We start from the raw sequence: 15,489 nt of genomic DNA on the forward strand, positions 1-15,489 counted from the left end.
GAAGGGGCCTCGTCCTCAAACGCCGGACGGGCTGATGGTGCGGGCCTGCGCCCAGAAGTGAACGGACGGGCCGAGAGTGCCAGCCCGCGTTGAGAAGAGCCGGAGTTGAGAGGCGCCGGGCTAGCCGCGTGTGCTGGCCTGCATGAACACGTGCCGGACAGGCCGAACGATGCCGCCCGGCACCAGGAATTGGGCGCTCGTTTACCCGGTCCCCCAGTCCCCAAACTGAACGTGCCCCAGATCACACCCCCCGCCCTTCTTTCGCGAACCGCGTGCTTGATACAAATTGGCCGCGCGTTCCTGTCCGTCGACGGTCGTCGCCCAATCCCCCTTTTGAGCCGCTTCTTTCGCATGCCCTGGGAACGCCCGTGTTCGCCCGCACCACCACGCCCTGGCCCCTCGTCACCCTTTTCACGGCCGGGTACCTCGCCCCTTACCTCCTGCCCACCACCGTCGGCCGACTCGACGCCGGGCTTCCGCTCTCCGCCACGCAGGCCGGTGCCGTCGGCAGTGCGCTGCTGTCGAGTTCGGCCGCGGCGGGCTTTCTGCTCGCCTCGCGCGTCGACCGGGTCGGCCCGCGCACGCTCGCGCGGATCGGCCTCGCGCTGGCCGTTATCGGCTACAGCTCGGCCGCGTTCACGCACGCCGTCCCCGCGGTCGTCGCGGGCGCGGTCATGGGCGGCTTCGGATCGGGTACGGCCACCACGGTCGCCGCGTCCGGAATCGCCGCAGAACGCGACCCCCATCGCGCTTCCACGCTCGGCCTGTTGTGCGTGTCGGCGCTCGCGGGTGCCGTCTATCTGACGGTCCCGCACCTCGGCGCGGGCCACGGCCGGCCGCTCGCCGCGATCGCCCTCACCTCGCTCGCCGTATGGCCGTTGACCGGCCGGCTCCCCGTCCGTACGGCGACACCGCACACGCGCGTGGAGGCCGCCGGACTCCCCCACCGCCGCGCCGGACTGGTCCTCGCCGCCACCCTGCTCTGCTGGTCCCTCGCCCAGAACTCCCTCTGGGGCGTCAGCGGCCGCATCGGCATCGACCAGGCCCACCTCTCCGAGGTCACCGTCGGCGCGGTCTTCGCGATCGCGCTCGGCACCGGTCTCGTCGGCGTGATCGGCGCGGGCGCGCTCGGCACCCGGCTGGGGCGCGCGGTGCCGATCGGCGCGGGGACGGCCCTCATCGCGGGCTGCATCGTGCTCAGCGCGTCCGCGCACGACCTGAGGACGTTCGCGACCGGCGAGATCGCCTGGAACACCGTCTACCCGATCGTCCTGTCCTACGTCCTCGGCCTCGCCGCCTCCCTTGATCCGCGCGGGCGTTGGGCCGTCCTCGTCGGCGCGGCCTCGTCACTCGGCACGGCGGCTGGACCCCTGGTGGGCAGCGTGCTGTCGGCGCGGGCCGGGTTCCCGGCGATGGGCGTGATCCTCGCGGTGGGGCTGGTCGTGATCGCCGTGCCGATGACCGGAGTTGCGCTGTACACCGGCGGTCGGCTGCTGCTCCCGGGCACGGTCCGGCGGCGCGGGGGCACCCCGGGCGCCGTGGTCGCCGCGTCCGGCGGTATCCCCACCGGACCGGTACCGGAGATCGGCGCGCCCGAGCAGCCGGTCGTCGAGATCCCGCTGGACACCCCGGCCATCCCGGCTCAGGGGGCCTACGACACGGCGGGCCCCCGGCACGCGGGTGCCACAGCCACCGGCAGCGGCGGCTAGACGATCGGTTGGCGAGGATTCGCCGCATGACGCGGGCGTGGCGGAGCCGGCCGGTCTCGGAGGTGAAGCCGAGCACGGCCTGGGTCATCGCCAGGGTGACCAGCTCGGCGTCGGTGAGCCGCGGGGTGATCCGCACGGCCGGCCGGCATGGTGCGAGATGCCGGGATGCCTTCGGCAGGTCGTCGGTCTTCGCATGGAGTGCGGTCGCGAGGGTGTCCAACTCCGCCTTCATACACTGCCGTTGGGCGCCCTCGTCCCCTGCGCGCAGCCCATCCGATCTCTCGGAATCGATCATCCAGGGGTGCCGCGTCGGGAAACCGGCGGACAGACGTCGGCCGAGCGGGCCGCGGCGCACCGTCCGCGGATCGGGCCCGACCGGAGCCGACGGCCGGCGCGTTGGCCAGGCCGCTCTGCCGACGCCGCGTCAGTGTCCCTGTCCCTGGCGCACCGCGTGATCCACGCTCGCGTGCCGGGCGCCGCTCAGGCCTCGGCGGATGCGCCCGTCGCCGCCGCGATCAGGGCGGACGCCGCCGCGCGGGTGGTCGCGGCCACCGTGGAGTCGTGGTCCATCAGGGCAGAGATGCCGGCACCGTCGTAGAGGATCTGGAGCTGGTGGCCCAGTGCCTCGGGGTCGGCGGCGCCGGCCTCGGCGGCGAGGCGGGTGAAGAGTTCGCGCATCCAGCCGCGGTAGGCGTCCGCCGCTTCCTGGACCAGCCCGCCGGGGCCGGCCTCGGCGCCGGCCCGGATGAAGGCGCAGCCGCGGAAGTCGGGCCGGTCGAACTGCCGCCCCTGGGTCTCGAAGACCGCCAGCATCTGCTCGCGGGGTGTGTCGTGCTCCGCGACAGCCCGGGCGATCCGGTCGGCGGTGCCCGCGCGCCGGGTGTCGAGGTAGGCCCGGACGAGCTGCTCCTTGCCGCCGAAGGTGTTGTACAGCGACGCCTTGGCCACGCCCGCGTGCTCGATGACCCGGTCGATCCCGACGCTCTGCACGCCCTCGGCGTAGAACAGCTCGTTCGCGGCGGCGAGCAGGCGCTCACGCGCCGACGGCTTCGCGGTGCTCTGGACACTCGCCATGACGGTCACTCCTTCAGACAGATCTGTCTACATTATGCGCCGGTCGCGCCCCTCCGACGGAATCCACCGTGTCCCCACCATGTCCCGGCCGCGTCCCGGCCGGAGGCCACCCCTCAGGCGTTGCCGCCGACCCGCTCGCCCGGGAGGACCGCCGCCCCGTCCCGGCCGCCGCGCACCAGCCCGAGCAGCGCGAACGCCGCGAGGACGATCACGGCGACGCCGTACTCCTGCGCGGTGGCGGTCAGTCCGCCCGCGTGGACGACGAGGAACCCGGCGATCACGGCGGGCACCCCCATACCCAGGTAGGAGACGACGAAGAGGAGCGACAGCACCCCGGAACTCTCGTGCGGCCGGGCCAGCGGCATCACCGTACGGATACCGCCCTGGAACCCGCTGCCGAAGCCGACGCCCGCGATGGCGGTGCCGACGAAGAAGCCGGTGGGGGAGGAGTCGCGGATCGAGACGAGGGTGAGGGCCACCCCGGCGATCAGCGCGAGGATGCCGGTGAGCATTACCGTCCGGGTCGCCGCCGTCCGCAGGACCAGCACCGAGACGGCGGCCACTCCGGCGAGCACGAACAGGCTCAGCCCGCCGAGGACTTCGGAGCTGGAACCGGTCAACTGCCGTGCGAGGGACGGGCCGAGCGACCCGTACAGCCCGGCCAGCGCCCAGACGGCGAACAGCACCGGCGCGGCCACCAGCATCGGGCGGCGCACGGCGCGCGGCAGCTTGATCTCCGGCGCCAGGCTGGCCAGCGCCCCCGGCTTGCGGGTCACCGTCTCCGCCATCAGCGCGACGGCGACGGCCTGGAGGACGAAGAGCGCCAGCAGCCCGAGGTAGACCAGATGCGTGGGGGCGGGCAGGAACTGGACGACGAGGCCCGAGACCAGCGCGCCGGTCGCCGTGCCGATGCCCGGGACGACCGCGTTGGTGATCGTGCCGCGCGGCCGGTCGATGTCCATCATCCCCGCCCCGATCGCGCCGAGCGCGGCGCCGGTCGACAGCCCCTGGACGATCCGGGCGACCATCAGCCCCGATACGCCGTCGGCGGTGGCGAACACGATCATCGAGGCGGCCTGCGCCGCCAGCGCGGCCAGCAGCACCGGCCGCCTGCCGACGTGGTCGGGGAGCTTGCCCATGGTGAGCAGCCCGAGCAGCACGGCCACCGCGTAGACGCCGAAGACCACGGTGACGGTGATCGGGTCGAAGCCCCATTCGGCCTGGTAGACCGCGTAGAGCGGGGTCGGTGCGCTGGAGGCCGCGAGGAACGAGATGGTGATCGAGGCGAGTACGTACAGCGCCACTTTCGGCGGCAGCCGTCGGCCCCGCGCGGATACGGCGGCGGTGTCGGATGCGGATGCGGATGCGGAAGCAGATCCGGCGTCGACGCGCGCCGCATCCGAGGTGCGCGCCGGTTTGGACGCCGGGACGACCGAGAGATTCGTCATGACCATTCCCGTCCGAAGCATGAGTAGACCTGTCTGTCTAGTCGCGCATCAGATTAGACAGACAGGTCTACTCAGGTCAAGCGGGAGAGACGAGCGCCACTCGCGACGGGCCCACGGGCCCACCTTGGAATCGACCAGCTAGAAGACGTACGCCTCGACCTCGGCGAGATACCGCGTCCGGCGCTCCTCGTCGTCCTCCAGGAAGGACGCGACGAAGGAATTGCGGGCCAGCTCCCGCAACCGCTCCTCGGTCAGGCCAAGGGCCTCGCGCACCGCATCGAAGTTGTCGCCCGCGTAGCCCCCGAAGTAAGCCGGGTCGTCGGAGTTGACCGTGCAGAGCAGGCCCGCGTCCAGCATGGCGGGGAGCGGGTGCTCGGCGAGGACGTCCACGGCGCGCAGCCGGACGTTCGACAGCGGGCAGAGGGTGAGTGGGATGCGGTCCCGCACCAGCCGCGCCACCAACTCCTCGTCCTCCATGCACCGCAGCCCGTGGTCGACACGCTCGACGCCGAGGATGTCCAGCGCCTCGGTGATGTACGCCGGCGGGCCCTCCTCACCGGCGTGCGCGACGCGCCGTAGACCCAGCGCCGCGGCGGCCTCGTACACCTCGCGGAACTTCACCGGCGGGTGGCCGACCTCGGCCGAGTCGAGGCCGATGCCGGTGATGCGGTCGAGGTACGGCTTGGCCGCGTCCAGGGTCTCCTGGGCCGAGTCGGCGGACTCGTCGCGCAGGAAGCAGAGGATCAGGCGGGTCGAGATGCCGTGGTTGGTCTCACTGCTGCCCAGCGCCCGCCACAGGCCTTCCACCACCGTGCCCATGTCCACGCCCCGCGCGATGTGCGCCTGCGGGTCGAAGAAGATCTCCGCGTGCCGTACGCCCTGCGCGGCGGCGCGGGCGAGATAGGCGTTGGCGAGATCCTCGAAGTCCCGCTCGGTGCGCAGGACGGCCATCAGCTCGTAGTAGAGGTTCAGGAAGGTCTGGAGGTCCTCGAAGAGGTACGCCTTCCGGAGTTCCTCGGTGTCCGCGTACGGCAGCTCGACGCCGTTGCGGGCCGCGAGCGCGAAGGCCAGCTCGGGTTCCAGGGTGCCTTCGATGTGCAGGTGCAGTTCGGCTTTGGGAATGGGCATCGAAGTATCGTACGGGTGTTTTACCGCCGTTTCGGAACCGGCACCCTGAGTAGATCGTGCGCCACAGTCAGCTCACCCTCGAACCCCGCCGCCCGCGCCTGCCGCTCGAACTCCTCCGGCTCGGAGTAGCGCTGACTGAAGTGGGTCAGGACCAGGTGTCGCACGCCCGCCTCCTGCGCCACCCTCGCCGCCTGCCCGGCCGTCAAGTGCCCATGGTCTACGGCCAGTTGCTCGTCCTGGTCCAGGAACGTCGACTCGATGGCCAGCAGGTCGCAGCCCTCCGCGAGGGCGTGCACCCCGTCGCAGAGGCGGGTGTCCATGACGAACGCGAACCGCTGCCCGTGCCGTACCTCACTGACCTCGTCCAGCGAGACGCCGTCGACGGTCCCCTCGCGCTGGATGCGGCCCACGTCCGGGCCCTTGATGCCGTGCGCGGCCAGGCGGTCGGGGAGCATGCGGCGGCCGTCGGGTTCGGTGAGGCGGTAGCCGTAGGACTCGACGGGGTGGGAGAGCTTGTGGGTCTCCAGGGTGTACGCGGGTGTGGTGGCCAGTACGCCGTTCTCGGACACCGGGGACTCCGTGATGCCGACCGTCTCCCGGTACGCCGTGGCGTAGCGCAGGCGGTCGAAGAAGCGCTGGCCCGACTTCGGGTAGTGGGCGGTGATCGGGTGCGGGACGCGGTCCAGGTTGATGCGCTGGATGACGCCCGCGAGGCCGAGGGAGTGGTCGCCGTGGAAGTGGGTGACGCAGATCCGGTTGAGGTCGTGCGCGGCGACCTCGGCGCGCAGCATCTGGCGCTGGGTGCCCTCGCCGGGGTCGAAGAGGATGCCCTCGCCGTCCCAGCGCAGCAGGTAGCCGTTGTGGTTGCGGTGTCGGGTGGGGACCTGGCTTGCCGTGCCGAGGATCACCAACTCACGTACGGACATGGCGAGTTACCCGGGCGGCCACTGCATGCCGCGGCCGCCCATGACGTGGGCGTGGGCGTGGAACACGGTCTGGCCCACGCCGCTGCCGGTGTTGAAAATTACCCGGTAGCTGTCGAGCTTCTCGTCGGTCGCCACCTCGCCGGCCTCGCGCAGTACGTCCGCGGCGATCGTCGGTTCGGCGGCGGCGAGGGAGGCGGCGTCGGGGTAGTGGACCCTCGGGATCACCAGGACATGGGTCGGAGCCTGGGGGTTGATGTCCCGGAACGCGACGGTGGTGGGCGTCTCTCGGATGATCGTCGCGGGGATGTGGCCTGCGACGATCTTGCAGAACAGGCAGTCGTTCTGCGGCTCCCCTGACATATGGGTTCCCTCCGAGGCTGGGGGTGCTTTACGCGAGGCATCGTATCGTCGTTGGGTGCGGGTGCTCTGTGGCTGGTCGCGCAGTTCCCCGCGCCCCTTTAGGTGGGCAATGTGGGCGGGGTTTTTGCCGGACTGGTCTCCAGTGACTCCAATGCGATCCGGATCGCCTCGTCCAATTGTGCGTCCCTGCCCGCCGCGTAATCCTGCGGCCTCTGCACCACCTCCACGTCGGGATCGACCCCGTGGTTCTCGACCCCCCACCCATAACCCTCAAGCCAGAACGCGTACTTGGGCTGGGTGATCAGCGTGCCGTCGACCAACCTGTACCTGCTGTCGATGCCGATCACGCCGCCCCACGTGCGCGTGCCGACCACCGGGCCGATGCCCAGTGCCTTGATCGCCGCGTTGACGATGTCGCCGTCGGAGCCGGAGAACTCGTTGGCCACGGCTACGACGGGGCCGCGGGGGGCGTCCTCGGGGTAGCTGTAGGGGCGCATGCCTCGGGGGAGGTCCCAGCCGACGATGCGGCGGGCCAGTTTTTCCACGACCAACTGTGAGGTGTGGCCGCCGCGGTTCTCGCGGACGTCGACGACCAGGCCCTCGCGGGCCACCTCAACGCGCAGGTCGCGGTGGATCTGGGCCCAGCCGGGGGCCTGCATGTCGGGGACGTGGAGATAGCCGAGGCGGCCGCCGGACTTCTCGTGGACGTAGGCGCGGCGGTCGGCGACCCAGGCGTGGTAGTAGAGGGGTTCCTCGTCGGACAGGGGGACGACCACGGCGTGCCTCGGGTCGCCGCCGCCTGCTGGGGAGATGGTCAGCTCGATCGGTTTGCCCGCCGTGCCGACCAGGAGGGGGGCGGGGCCCGTCACCGGGTCCACGGGTTGGCCGGCGACAGCGAGAATCGCGTCTCCCGCGCGGACGGCTACGCCGGGGGCGGCGAGCGGGGCGCGGGCGTTCGGGTCGGACGTCTCCGAGGGCAGGATGCGGTCGATGCGCCAACTGCCGTCCTCGTGACGGGAGATGTCGGCGCCGAGCAGGCCCTGGCGTTCGCCGTGGCCGTGGCCGCCGCGCGGGGTGACGTAGGCGTGCGAGGTGCCGAGTTCGCCGTGCACCTCCCAGAGGAGGTCGACGAGGTCGTCGTGGGTGGCGACGCGGTCGAGGATCGGGCGGTAGCGGTCCAGGACTCCGTCCCAGTCGACGCCGCTCATGTCCGGGCGCCAGAAGTTGTCGCGCATGATGCGGCCGGTCTCGTCGAACATCTGGCGCCACTCGGCGGCCGGGTCGACGGTCTGGCGGATGCGGGACAGGTCGACGTTGATGTTCGTGTCGCTGTCGTCGTCGTCCGAGCCCGAGGCACGGCGGTCGCTCGGTACGACGCGGAGCTTGTGGTCCGTCCAGAGCAGGACGCGTTTGCCGTCGCCGCTGACCTCGAAGTGGTCGGCGTCCCCGGCGAGGTGCTCGATGCGCTGCTGGGCGAGGTCGTAGCGCTCCAACTCGGTTTTGGGGTCCGGGTCTTCGGGGGTCGCGCGGGTGGCGCCGAGGACTCCCTGGACCGGGTGGCGCAGCCACAGGACGCCGTCCTTGGCCGCTCGCAGGTTCGTGTAGCGGCCTGCCTCCACCGGGAAGGGGACGATGCGGTCGGCGAGGCCTTCGAGGTCGACGCGGGTGGTGGGGCGGCCCTCGCTGTCGGGGGTCTCGTCCTTGTCGGGGGCCTCGAAGGGGCGGCCGTGCCGCTGCGGTCCGAACGGGGACGGGGTCGTCGCGGCGAGGGTGATCAGGTGCGGGCGGTCGCCGACCACGAAGGCCAGGTCGAAGACGAACTCGTCGTAGACCGGGTCGAAGGAGCGGGTGGAGAGGAAGACCAGGTGCTTGCCGTCGAGGGTGAAGGCGGGGGCGTAGTCCTGGAAGCGGAGCGGGGTGGCCTCGGTGACCGACAGGTCGGTGGTGTTGGCGAGCTTGAGCTGGCGCAGCGGGCGCGGGCCCGGGTGCGACCAGGCCAGCCAGGACGAGTCCGGGGAGAAGGCCAGGCCCGAGGCGTCGCCGTTCTCGCTGCGGTCGACCTCGCGGACCTCGCCGGTCTCGCGCTCGACGAGGAGGACGCGGCCGTCGTGCGAGCCTACGGCGACCCGGCTGCCGTCGGGGGCCACGGTGAGGGCGAGGACGCGGCCGAGCTGTCCGGCGGCGAGTCTGCGCGGGGTGGCGCCGGGGGCGAGGCCGGTGGCGGGGGCGAACTCCAGGGCGTCGTCGCCGTCGGCGTCCGTCACCCACACCACCCATTCCTCGCCGTCGGCGCGGAAGGTGCGGGGCAGCCGGGCGCGGACGCCGGGGGTGGCCGCGAGCGCGCGGGCGGGGCCGGAGCGGTGGGTGACCCAGTGGACGGCGCCGCGCACGGCGACCGCGCTGCCGCGCGCGGTGTGGTCGGGCGACGCGGACCCGAACCAGCGGGCGGCGGACACCGGGAACGGCTGCTGGTCGGTGCGTTGGCCGCCGAGCCGGATGTCGAGGCGGCGCGGCTCGGCGCCGTCCAGGTCGTCGAGGAGCCAGAGTTCACCGGCGGAGGAGTAGACGATCCGGGTGCCGTCACCGGACGCGTGCCGGGCGTAGAAGCCGTCGAGGGGAGTGTGGCGGCGGAGGTCCGAGCCGTCGGCGAGGGAGGAGTAGAGCGCGCCGGTGCCCTCGTGGTCGGAGAGGAACGCGATCCGCTCCCCCGCCCACACCGGGTACTCGATGTTGCCGTCCAACTCCTCGTGCAGGCGCGTGAATTCGCCGTCGCCGTCGCGGTCGATCCACAACTTGCCCGCCGTACCGCCCCGGTAGCGCTTCCACCAAGCCGCCTCGCGGCCCATGGGCGCGGAGAGCAGGACCGTGCCGGGCCCGCCGTGGGCGACGTCGCCGACCCAGCCGTACGGGAGGGTGGTCGCCGATCCGCCGTCCAGGGGGACCGAACGGGCCCAGCTGCGGCGGAGGTTGGCCTGGCCGTGGGTGCTGGTCACGAGGACCTCGCCGGCGGCGGTCCAGCCGCGCACCTGGGTGCGTGAACTGCCCCAGTACGTCAGGCGCTTGGCGGGGCCGCCGTCGACCGGGGCGATGTGCACCTCGGGGGCGCCGTCGCGGGCGGAGGTCCAGGCGACGGTCGTGCCGTCGGGCGAGATGCGGGGGTGGGTCACCGGCACGTTCTCCGCGCTGACCCGCCAGGCCCGGCCGCCGCCGTCGAGGGACGCCAGCCACACGTCGTCCTCGGCGGTGAAGGCGACCAACTCGCCGTGCGGATGCGGGAAGCGGAGATAGGCCTGGGCTGCGGACGCTGAGGGCTGAGTCACCTGATCAGGTTATGCATCGGCGGTATCCGCCGACAGTCCTTTGGATCACTTGCCTTCGACAGGCCAGCAGGTCGGGTCGCCCTTGCACCAGATCGTCTTCGTCACCGTGACCGTGACGGTCGGGCCCGGGCCGTAGGTGAGACTCGGGTCCGGATTCAACACGGACGACGGCGTCGCCGCGTTGCAGTCGCCGAGCCCGGTCACGTGGAACACCTGCTTGCCGGCGACCTTGCCGACCAGGTCACCGCGCACACACGCGCCGTCGACGGCCCGGGTGACCTTGCCGGTGACGGTGATGTCCCGGTTGTCGTTCGTCTGCCCCTGGCAGTCGACGCTGACGACCGTGGTCTCGGTCGGCGAGGGCGTCTTCCCGGGCGTGTAGGCCTTGTCGTTGCTGCCGTAGCTGCCCGTGCAGGTCAGCCAGCGCACGCTCACATGGTCCCGCTTGAACTCCGCGGTCGCCGTCTTGTCGGTCGTGTACGCGACGGTCGCCGAGCTGAGATCACCGGGCTGACACGCGACGGCCCCGCCCACGGTCACCATCGCGAGCCCCGCCACCGCGGCCACCCGCCGACCGCGCGGCCGACGCCAGTTCCGTCTCAACACCCCCATGGACGGCAGCCTGCCACCGTCGGACCGCACACGGAAGAGCGCATACGGCCACCCGTGCGCCGGGGGCGCAATTCCCCAGCGTGTGGCCTCAGCCGCGCAGCAGCAGCCACTCCTGAAGCTCCACCACATTGCCCTCGGGGTCCTTGAGATGGGCGACCCGCATCCGGTCCGTCATCGGCGCGGGCCCGTGCAGCAGCTCCGCGCCCCGGGCGGTGATCTGCTCGCAGTAATCGTCCAGACCGTCGACGCGCAGGACCACCAGCGAGCGGTGCCCGGTCGCCAAGTCACCGAGTTCACCCAGGACTTGGGCCATCATCGCCCGGTCCTGCAACGCGATCCCGGCGGACCCCGTGGAGGGGCTGAACTTCTCGTACGGTCCCTCGGCCGCCCCCGACTGGGGCTTCAGGCCGAGGACTTCGGCGTAGAAGCGGTAGCAGGCGGCGAAGTCGGTGACGAGCAGCCGTACTTGGGCGAGTTCCACGGCGATCCCCCTGGTTCAGGACCAGCGTCCGGTACGGCCCAGGAGCAGGGCGCTCGCCGCGGTCCCGGCGGTCGAAGTACGCAGCACGCTACGCCCGAGCCGGTAGGCCTTCGCACCCGCGTCCTCGAAGAGCGCCAACTCCTCGGGGGAGACGCCTCCTTCGGGGCCCACGACCAGTACGATCTCGCCCTCGGCGGGGAGTTCGGCGGTGGCCAGGGGTTCGCTGCCGTAGTCGCGGTCCTCGTGGAGGACGGCGGCGAAGTCGGCTTTGGCCAGAAGTGCCGCAACCTGTTTGCTCGTCGCCGCGTCCGCGACCTCCGGGAAGCGCAGCCGGCGGGACTGCTTGCCGGCCTCCCGTGCGGTGGCCCGCCACTTCGCGAGGGCCTTGAGGCCCCGGTCGCCCTTCCACTGCGTGATGCAACGGGCGGCCGCCCAGGGGACGATGGCGTCGACGCCGGTCTCGGTCATCGTCTCGACGGCCAGCTCGCCGCGGTCACCCTTGGGGAGGGCCTGGACGACGGTGATACGGGGCTGTTCCTGGGGCTCCTCGAAGACGGTCGAACCCAGGACGACGAGGCGGTCCTTGCCCTCCACGGTCTTGACGACACCGTCCAGATACCGGCCGTGCCCGTCGGTGAGCGTGATGTCCTCACCTGGCCGCAGGCGCTTCACCGAGACCGCGTGCCGACCCTCGGGGCCGTCGAGGACGACCTCACCGCCGCTGAAATCCGGGATCTCCAGGGGGTCGAGGATGAACACCGCCGCGGTCATCGGAGCTCACCCCCGGCCGACAACGCTGTCCGGGCGGACGCCAGTTCGGCGACCAGGACCTCGACCAGCTGGCCGGCCGGCAGCTCGCGTGCCATGCGGTGGCCCTGTCCGGCCCACAGCGCCATGCCCTGCGGGTCCCCGGCCTTCGCGGCGGCCTTGCGCAGCGGCGAGGTGAGGTGGTGGATCTCCGGGTACGCGGCCGGGGCGTACGGGCCGTGCTCGCGCATGAAGCGGTTGACCAGGCCGCGGGCCGGGCGGCCGGAGAAGGCGCGGGTCAACTCGGTACGCGTGAAAAGGGGGTTGGTGAGTGCCTGCTTGTGGAGCGCGTGGGCGCCGGACTCCGGCGCGGCCACGAACGCCGTGCCGAGCTGGGCCGCGCTCGCGCCCGCCGCGAGGGCCGCGGCGATCTGGCTGCCGCGCATCAGACCGCCGGCGGCGACGATCGGGAGGCTCACGGTCTCGCGGATCTGGGCGACGAGGGAGAGCAGGCCGAGGCCGGCGCCGTCGTGCTCCGGGAGGTCGCGGTGGGTGCCCTGGTGGCCGCCGGCCTCGACGCCCTGCGCGATCACCGCGTCGGCACCGGCCCGCGCCACGGCGAGGGCCTCCTCGGCGGTGGTGACGGTGACGAGGGTGAAGGTGCCGGCCCGGCGCAGCGAGTCCAGTACCTCCGGGGTGGGGATGCCGAAGTGGAAGGAGGCGACCTTCACCGGGTTGTCGAGCAGGACGGACAGCTTGGCGTCGTAGCCGTCCTCGCGGCCGCTGTCCGGGTCGCCGAGTTCCGTCTCGTACCACGTGGCCTCGCCGGCCAGCTGGTGGGCGTAGACGTCGACGGCGGCCTTGTCCGCGTACTCCGGCTGCGGCATGAACAGGTTCACGCCGAAGGGGCGGCCGGTCAGGCTCCGCAGCTGCTTGATCTCCTGGTACATGCCGTCGGCCGTTTTGTACCCGGCGGCGAGGAATCCCAGCCCGCCGGCCTCGGACACGGCGGCCGCGAGACGCGGGACGGAGACACCGCCCGCCATCGGGGCCTGCACGATCGGATGAGGGAAGAGATCGGTCAGTGCGGAGGACATGACGGCATGTTGTCACGTCCTCCGAACAAGTCCGAATCCGGCCTTGGCGCTGGCACATGCCATTGGTTTCAGCCGGTCCGGCGATGGCGGACGAGGCCGTCCGGGTCAAAAGAGAGGGTCCGGGGGCGGCTGCCCCCGGACCCTCTCAGCGACCGTTGAAAGCGTCCTTGAGGCGGGAGAACAGCCCCTGCTGACCCGGCTGGAACGTCCCCATGGGGCGCTCCTCGCCGCGCAGCTTGGCCAGTTCGCGGAGCAGACGTTCCTGCTCCACGTCCAGCTTGGTCGGGGTGGTGACCTCGACGTGGACGATGAGGTCGCCCCGGCCGCCGCCGCGCAGATGCGTGATGCCTCTGGTGTGCAGCGGGATCGACTGGCCGGACTGGGTGCCCGGGCGGATGTCGACCTCCTCCATGCCGTCGAGTGTCTCCAACGGCACCTTCGTGCCCAGAGACGCCGCCGTCATCGGGAGGGTGACCGTGCAGTGCAGGTCGTCGCCGCGGCGCTGGAACATCGCGTGCGGCAGCTCGTGGATCTCGACGTACAGGTCACCGGCGGGGCCGCCGCCGGGGCCGACCTCGCCCTCGCCCGCGAGCTGGATCCGCGTGCCGTTGTCCACGCCCGCCGGGATCTTGACGGTGAGGGTGCGCCGCGAGCGGACGCGGCCGTCACCGGCGCACTCCGGGCACGGCGTCGGCACGACCGTGCCGAAGCCCTGGCACTGCGGGCAGGGGCGGGACGTCATGACCTGGCCCAGGAAGGACCGGGTCACCTGCGAGACCTCACCGCGACCGCGACACATGTCACAGGTCTGCGCGGAGGTGCCGGGAGCCGCGCCTTCACCGTTGCAGGTGTTGCAGACGACGGCCGTGTCGACCTGGATGTCCTTCGTGGTGCCGAAGGCCGCCTCGTCGAGCTCGATCTCCAGCCGGATCATCGCGTCCTGGCCACGGCGGGTGCGCGAGCGCGGTCCGCGCTGCGACGCCGTACCGAAGAACGCGTCCATGATGTCCGAGAAGTTCCCGAAGCCGCCCTGGCCGAAGCCGCCGGCGGCGCCGCCCGCCTGCGAGAGGGGGTCGCCGCCGAGGTCGTAGACCTGCTTCTTCTGCGGGTCCGAGAGCACCTCGTAAGCGGCGTTGATCTCCTTGAACCGCTCCTGGGTCTTCGGATCCGGATTCACGTCCGGGTGCAGCTCGCGCGCGAGCCTACGGAAGGCCTTCTTGATCTCATCCTGCGACGCGTCGCGACGCACGCCGAGAACGGCGTAGTAGTCCGTGGCCACTTAGGACTCCGCCAGGATCTGTCCGACGTACCGTGCCACTGCGCGTACCGCTCCCATCGTTCCCGGGTAATCCATGCGGGTCGGTCCGACCACGCCGAGCTTGGCGACTGCCTCGCCGCCCGAACCGTAACCGACCGACACCACGGAAGTGGAGTTGAGTCCCTCATAGGCGTTCTCGTGACCGATCCGTACGGTCATGCCCGAATCCCCCGCCTCACCAAGCAACTTGAGGAGGACGACCTGCTCCTCCAGGGCTTCCAGGATGGGGCGGATGGTGAGGGGAAAGTCATGTCCGAAGCGGGTGAGATTGGCGGTGCCGCCGATCATCAGCCGCTCCTCGGTCTCCTCGACGAGGGTCTCCAGGAGGGTGGAGAGCACCGTCGCGACCGTGCCGCGGTCCTCGGCCTCGAAGGCCTCCGGCAGGTCCTGCACGAGCTGCGGTACGTCCGCGAAGCGGCGGCCCGCGATCCGGCTGTTGAGCCGCGCGCGTAGATCCGCGAGCGAGCTCTCCCCGAAGGGCGCCGGGCAGTCGACCATGCGCTGCTCGACCCGCCCGGTGTCGGTGATCAGCACGAGCATCACGCGCGCGGGGGCCAGCGACAGCAGCTCCACGTGCCGGACGGTCGAGCGGGTCAGCGAGGGGTACTGCACGACGGCGACCTGCCGGGTGAGCTGCGCGAGCAGCCGGACCGTACGGCCCACGACGTCGTCGAGGTCCACGGCACCGTCGAGGAAGTTCTGGATCGCCTTGCGCTCGGGGCCGGTCATCGGCTTGACGCCGGCGAGCTTGTCGACGAACAGCCGGTAGCCCTTGTCGGTCGGAATGCGCCCGGCGCTGGTGTGCGGCTGGGCGATGTACCCCTCGTCCTCCAGGGCCGCCATGTCGTTGCGCACGGTCGCCGGGGAGACGCCGAGGCTGTGCCGCTCGGTGAGCGCCTTGGACCCCACCGGCTCCTCGGTGCCGACGTAATCCTGGACGATGGCGCGCAGCACCTGAAGCCTGCGTTCGCTGAGCATCGCGCACACCTCCAGTTCTGGTCGCCGTTTTGGTACCGGGCTGCCCTTTCCTGGCACTCTGTGCGCGTGAGTGCCAGCGTTCCCCGGCCCAGTGTACGGCCGTGAGGTACACCCCGGGCAAGGCCGGTCGTGCGATGTCATGCCGTGGGTGCCCTCACCGCTAGCGTCGCCGTATGACGGTGACTTGGGAAGAGGCCTGCGACTTCGGGCCGGGGATGGCGGTGAGAACGCGGCGCTCCTGCGGAAGTGCGGTCATGAGGGGCTCCTGGGGTGGTGCGGACGCTTTTCTTC

At 71.5% G+C, this 15,489-nt stretch carries 13 protein-coding genes and 1 pseudogene; 1 reads left to right on the forward strand and 13 read right to left on the reverse strand.

The features are described 5' to 3' along the window. The first annotated feature begins 368 nt into the window (after nucleotides 1-368). Nucleotides 369-1,709: an MFS transporter gene (locus ACNFOC_RS37170; RefSeq protein ID WP_416963437.1), complete on the forward strand. Its 1,341-nt coding sequence runs from the start codon at nucleotides 369-371 to the stop codon at nucleotides 1,707-1,709. 31 nt (nucleotides 1,710-1,740) lie between these two features. On the opposite strand, the pseudogene ACNFOC_RS56110 reads toward ACNFOC_RS37170, so the two are convergent. The 13 genes and pseudogenes from ACNFOC_RS56110 to hrcA all read right to left on the reverse strand — a co-directional run. Beyond that, nucleotides 1,741-1,941: pseudogene (locus tag ACNFOC_RS56110) on the reverse strand (IS982 family transposase); the annotation flags it as partial. A 248-nt stretch (nucleotides 1,942-2,189) separates the two neighbouring features. Then, the gene (locus ACNFOC_RS37175) at nucleotides 2,190-2,783 is read right to left on the reverse strand and encodes a TetR/AcrR family transcriptional regulator (RefSeq protein ID WP_416963438.1); all 594 of its coding nucleotides are present in this window, start codon (nucleotides 2,781-2,783) and stop codon (nucleotides 2,190-2,192) included. A gap of 113 nt (nucleotides 2,784-2,896) precedes the next feature. Then, nucleotides 2,897-4,231 (reverse strand): MFS transporter, encoded by a 1,335-nt coding sequence (locus tag ACNFOC_RS37180; RefSeq protein WP_416963439.1) that lies wholly within the window; start codon nucleotides 4,229-4,231, stop codon nucleotides 2,897-2,899. Nucleotides 4,232-4,369: 138 nt separating this feature from the next. Beyond that, entirely contained in the window at nucleotides 4,370-5,359 is a 990-nt protein-coding gene (locus ACNFOC_RS37185; RefSeq protein WP_416963440.1) for an adenosine deaminase, read from the reverse strand. A gap of 20 nt (nucleotides 5,360-5,379) precedes the next feature. Beyond that, complete coding sequence (locus tag ACNFOC_RS37190; RefSeq protein WP_416963441.1) at nucleotides 5,380-6,285, reverse strand: ribonuclease Z; 906 nt, start codon at nucleotides 6,283-6,285, stop codon at nucleotides 5,380-5,382. 6 nt (nucleotides 6,286-6,291) lie between these two features. Continuing rightward, the gene (locus tag ACNFOC_RS37195) at nucleotides 6,292-6,645 is read right to left on the reverse strand and encodes a histidine triad nucleotide-binding protein (protein WP_416963442.1); all 354 of its coding nucleotides are present in this window, start codon (nucleotides 6,643-6,645) and stop codon (nucleotides 6,292-6,294) included. Nucleotides 6,646-6,743: 98 nt separating this feature from the next. Further along, the gene (locus ACNFOC_RS37200; RefSeq protein ID WP_416963443.1) at nucleotides 6,744-9,965 is read right to left on the reverse strand and encodes a S41 family peptidase; all 3,222 of its coding nucleotides are present in this window, start codon (nucleotides 9,963-9,965) and stop codon (nucleotides 6,744-6,746) included. A gap of 45 nt (nucleotides 9,966-10,010) precedes the next feature. Further along, nucleotides 10,011-10,577, reverse strand: a complete 567-nt coding sequence (locus tag ACNFOC_RS37205) for a hypothetical protein (protein ID WP_416963444.1) — start codon at nucleotides 10,575-10,577, stop codon at nucleotides 10,011-10,013. A gap of 88 nt (nucleotides 10,578-10,665) precedes the next feature. Then, complete coding sequence (locus ACNFOC_RS37210) at nucleotides 10,666-11,058, reverse strand: VOC family protein (RefSeq protein ID WP_416963445.1); 393 nt, start codon at nucleotides 11,056-11,058, stop codon at nucleotides 10,666-10,668. 15 nt (nucleotides 11,059-11,073) lie between these two features. Continuing rightward, nucleotides 11,074-11,829, reverse strand: a complete 756-nt coding sequence (locus ACNFOC_RS37215) for a 16S rRNA (uracil(1498)-N(3))-methyltransferase (RefSeq protein WP_416963446.1) — start codon at nucleotides 11,827-11,829, stop codon at nucleotides 11,074-11,076. Continuing rightward, nucleotides 11,826-12,902, reverse strand: coding sequence for a nitronate monooxygenase (locus tag ACNFOC_RS37220; RefSeq protein WP_416963447.1), 1,077 nt, complete (start codon nucleotides 12,900-12,902; stop codon nucleotides 11,826-11,828). Before ACNFOC_RS37220 ends, ACNFOC_RS37215 begins: the two co-directional genes overlap by 4 nt. A gap of 145 nt (nucleotides 12,903-13,047) precedes the next feature. Continuing rightward, on the reverse strand, nucleotides 13,048-14,181 hold the full coding sequence (dnaJ, locus tag ACNFOC_RS37225) for a molecular chaperone DnaJ (protein WP_317882550.1): 1,134 nt from the start codon (nucleotides 14,179-14,181) through the stop codon (nucleotides 13,048-13,050). Beyond that, the gene (gene hrcA / locus ACNFOC_RS37230; RefSeq protein WP_416963448.1) at nucleotides 14,182-15,198 is read right to left on the reverse strand and encodes a heat-inducible transcriptional repressor HrcA; all 1,017 of its coding nucleotides are present in this window, start codon (nucleotides 15,196-15,198) and stop codon (nucleotides 14,182-14,184) included. Nucleotides 15,199-15,489: the final 291 nt, after the last annotated feature.

The organism is Streptomyces colwelliae (genome assembly GCF_048158785.1).
Taxonomy (GTDB): Bacteria; Actinomycetota; Actinomycetes; order Streptomycetales; family Streptomycetaceae; genus Streptomyces.

Excerpts from the sequence above, each read along its gene's own strand:
- ACNFOC_RS37175 (WP_416963438.1), bottom strand. The coding sequence starts at position 2,783 with ATGGCGAGTGTCCAGAGCACCGCGAAGCCGTCGGCGCGTGAGCGCCTG.
- ACNFOC_RS37180 (WP_416963439.1), bottom strand. The coding sequence starts at position 4,231 with ATGACGAATCTCTCGGTCGTCCCGGCGTCCAAACCGGCGCGCACCTCG.
- ACNFOC_RS37185 (WP_416963440.1), bottom strand. The coding sequence starts at position 5,359 with ATGCCCATTCCCAAAGCCGAACTGCACCTGCACATCGAAGGCACCCTG.
- ACNFOC_RS37190 (WP_416963441.1), bottom strand. The coding sequence starts at position 6,285 with ATGTCCGTACGTGAGTTGGTGATCCTCGGCACGGCAAGCCAGGTCCCC.
- ACNFOC_RS37195 (WP_416963442.1), bottom strand. The coding sequence starts at position 6,645 with ATGTCAGGGGAGCCGCAGAACGACTGCCTGTTCTGCAAGATCGTCGCA.
- ACNFOC_RS37205 (WP_416963444.1), bottom strand. The coding sequence starts at position 10,577 with ATGGGGGTGTTGAGACGGAACTGGCGTCGGCCGCGCGGTCGGCGGGTG.
- ACNFOC_RS37215 (WP_416963446.1), bottom strand. The coding sequence starts at position 11,829 with ATGACCGCGGCGGTGTTCATCCTCGACCCCCTGGAGATCCCGGATTTC.
- ACNFOC_RS37220 (WP_416963447.1), bottom strand. The coding sequence starts at position 12,902 with ATGTCCTCCGCACTGACCGATCTCTTCCCTCATCCGATCGTGCAGGCC.
- hrcA (WP_416963448.1), bottom strand. The coding sequence starts at position 15,198 with ATGCTCAGCGAACGCAGGCTTCAGGTGCTGCGCGCCATCGTCCAGGAT.